The following is a 2,880-nucleotide window of genomic DNA, read 5'->3' as shown; positions in this document are numbered from 1 at the left end:
GCTGAGGTTGGGATGGCAACCCAAACTTCTCAGACAGGAGACCGTCGCGTGAAGTGCGCCATCAACGGCGCCGCAAAATCAGCCGGAAATCACTACCGCAGAGCGGTTTTGTTCAATCCCCCCCGGTCAAATGACGACACACCCTAGTCGAGCTGATGTCGCGCCTCAAAGAACATCTGGCCGCTCCTGGTGGTCCGACCCTACCGGCCCATCCAAACATTGTCTCTGAGAGGAGCGCGCCATGACCGTGCAGACCAAGCCCGCCATCGTCACGACCGGCTCGGTTGCCGACTCACGCAAGATCTATCGCAAGTTCTATTCGTCGCCGCCCGATCGTCCGGATATCGGCGGACCGTTCCGCGCCGTCGATCTGCATCCGTCTTCCCGCCACGCACCGTTCCGGCTCTACGACCCGTCGGGCCCGTTCACCGATTCCGGTTTCATGCTCGATTTCGATGGCGGCCTGCCGCAATTGCGTGGGCCGAAGTTCGCGCAGCGCGGATTCGAGACGATGGATGCCCGCGCGGTCAAGCCGGAGGACAACGGCTCCGCAGCGGCTGACAAGCTCGTGCCACCCTGCCCGCCAACCCGCACGCTGCTGACCGGGGCGATGGCCCGACGGTCATGCAATACAAGTATACCTGTGCCGGTATCCCCCACCGAAAAGATCTTCGTCGGCCACCGGAAGAATCTCGGCCGGATTCAGGTGGCCAATGGGGCCGCCGAGCACCGGGCGGATGGCGAGTGAGTGGCCGGGATGGAGCAGAAGAGCACCGAGTTCCGAGGGGGCGGCAGCCGGATCTACGTGGAAGGCCAGGCGGCGGAGTGATTCGATGAAGGTCGCGATCATCGGTAGTGGCGTGATTGGTCTCGCGATCGGCTGGCGCCTGACCGCGCGCGATGCCGAGGTGCATGTCTTCGATCGCGACGAAGCTGGGTATGGTTCGAGCTGGGCGGCGGCGGGGATGCTCGCCGCCGGTTGCGAGACCGAGCCCGGCGAAGCGGCTCTCGGAGCGCTCAACCGCGACAGCCTCGCCCTGTGGCCGGATTTTGCGGCAGAACTTGAAGCCGCTTCCGGCATGAAGATTGGGCTGCGCCGTGAGGGCACGCTGATTATCGCCCTTAACCGCGACGATGCGGCGAAGCTGCGGCACGATATGGCGTTCCAGCGTACACAGAACGTGGCCCTGGAATGGCTTACCCCTGCAGAAGCGCGGGAGCGGGAGCCGTATCTTTCGCCCAATCTGGCAGGCGCCATCTTTTCGCCCGGCGATATCCAGGTCGACAACCGGCTGGTAGCAATCGCGCTGAAACGGGCATTCCTCCAGGCCGGCGGCATGCTGCACGAACACTGCCCGATCACTGGGGTCGACGCCGCGCAGGGCCGCGCCACCGGAGTCATCACCGCGGATGGCACGCATGCGGCTGATACGGTGGTGGTGGCAGCCGGTGCATGGTCGGCCGGAATTGATCTGCCGATCCCGCGCCTGCCGATTCGGCCAGTGAAAGGGCAGATGCTGGCGGTCCAGATGGATAAGGCGAATCCCCTGGTCCGCCACGTGGTCTGGGCGCCGCGCGCCTATCTTGTGCCGCGCGCGGATGGTCGCCTGATCGTGGGGGGGACCGTCGAAGAGCGTGGGTTCGATGCCACGATCACCGCCGGCGGCCTCTATACACTGCTCGATGGCGCTTGGCGCGCGCTGCCGGGAATCGAGGAATTGCCAGTGATCGAGACCTGGGTCGGATTTCGCCCCGGCGCGCGGGACGACGCGCCGATTCTCGGTCCGGCTGGCCTACCCGGCCTGTTCGTGGCGGCGGGACATCATCGCAACGGCATCCTGCTCACGCCGGTGAGCGCCGATGCGATGGCGGCGACGATTCTGGACAATCGCCTCGATCCAAGGATCGCAGCTTTTTCACTCGAACGATTTGCCGGAGAGCGCTCGGCGCATGGGAAAGTGACATGAGTGGAGAGTCGTTTATTCGGGTTGGGTGATTTCCTGCAATCTCCTAAAATCATTCTCGTCACCCCGAGAACCCCGTCCACGTAACGGTGACGTTGAAACTACGGAGAGCTATTCTTTGGATCGAGTTGTGAGCGGTCGGCGGCGGCGCGAAGCAAGGCAAGACCACGGTATAAGCCATGGACAAATTTGCTGTAGGGAAGCAGCAGGAATAGCGCGAGGATAGTGCCTAGATGGAGCGCAAGCAGGACGCCCATGGCGGGTGTCGCGCGCATAGCAAGCAACAGGAGGCCGGTCATCGCAGCTAGCCAGAGCAACCCGAGCAAGGCAAAGTCGGTGTTCATCAGCCGTGCCACAGCAGGGGCAGGATCACTGATTATTTTCACCCAGATAAGACCCGATGTGCCGATAATGAGCCCGGTACCACCAATCGTGCCAAACAGAGCTGGTAGGCTGAATAGTGGGTAGGGTGCTGGTTGGTCGAAGAAATGCGCGTAAACGGTCGCGGTACAGGTCGCCAAGAAACAGAGCAAGAAACCATAGGCCATGGCATGGTGGAATCGCCGCCGCAGCATCGAGAAGCTTTTATCGTGATCGCTACAGATCCGACCACCTCCTCCGAGGTTTTGAAGTGTTATGATATCACGCAGTGCGTGCAGAATAGCAGTCGGTCGGAGCCGCTTATCCTTCCTCCCCGATTCTCGCCAAAATTTGATACCGCTTACAGCCAGTGCAAAAACAGAGAATAGTAGACTCACACTGGCGACGCTCATCATCGTCCTCCAGGGGATAACCTCAAGACTCCCCTCATTTTCACACTGCCCCGAAAGTCTCGGCGAAGACGGGCAGGTCGGCGAGCATATCGGCGAATTTCTGGACCAGTGGCAGCAGGCGAGGCTCCGGCATGGTGGGGATG

General features: G+C 61.8%; 3 protein-coding genes. 2 read left to right on the top strand and 1 reads right to left on the bottom strand.

Going from position 1 to position 2,880, the window contains the following annotated elements:
- Positions 1-241 precede the first annotated feature (241 nt).
- Both L2A60_RS20145 and thiO read left to right on the top strand, forming a co-directional pair.
- Positions 242-748 carry a hypothetical protein gene (locus L2A60_RS20145; protein ID WP_235706243.1) on the top strand — a complete coding sequence of 169 codons (507 nt, stop codon included), beginning with the start codon at positions 242-244 and terminating at the stop codon, positions 746-748.
- Between the two features lie 85 nt (positions 749-833).
- Positions 834-1,967, top strand: coding sequence for a glycine oxidase ThiO (thiO, locus tag L2A60_RS20140; protein ID WP_235706242.1), 1,134 nt, complete (start codon positions 834-836; stop codon positions 1,965-1,967).
- Between the two features lie 98 nt (positions 1,968-2,065).
- On the opposite strand, the gene L2A60_RS20135 is transcribed toward thiO, so the two are convergent.
- Positions 2,066-2,737 (bottom strand): hypothetical protein, encoded by a 672-nt coding sequence (locus L2A60_RS20135; protein WP_235706241.1) that lies wholly within the window; start codon positions 2,735-2,737, stop codon positions 2,066-2,068.
- Between the last annotated feature and the right edge of the window lie 143 nt (positions 2,738-2,880).

The organism is Acidiphilium iwatense (assembly GCF_021556475.1).
GTDB classification, from domain to species: domain Bacteria; phylum Pseudomonadota; class Alphaproteobacteria; order Acetobacterales; family Acetobacteraceae; genus Acidiphilium; species Acidiphilium iwatense.
Note: the sequence above shows the minus strand (reverse complement) of the source record. Positions and strands in the feature narration are given on the sequence as shown.

Excerpts from the sequence above, each read along its gene's own strand:
- L2A60_RS20145 (WP_235706243.1), top strand. The coding sequence starts at position 242 with ATGACCGTGCAGACCAAGCCCGCCATCGTCACGACCGGCTCGGTTGCC.
- thiO (WP_235706242.1), top strand. The coding sequence starts at position 834 with ATGAAGGTCGCGATCATCGGTAGTGGCGTGATTGGTCTCGCGATCGGC.
- L2A60_RS20135 (WP_235706241.1), bottom strand. The coding sequence starts at position 2,737 with ATGAGCGTCGCCAGTGTGAGTCTACTATTCTCTGTTTTTGCACTGGCT.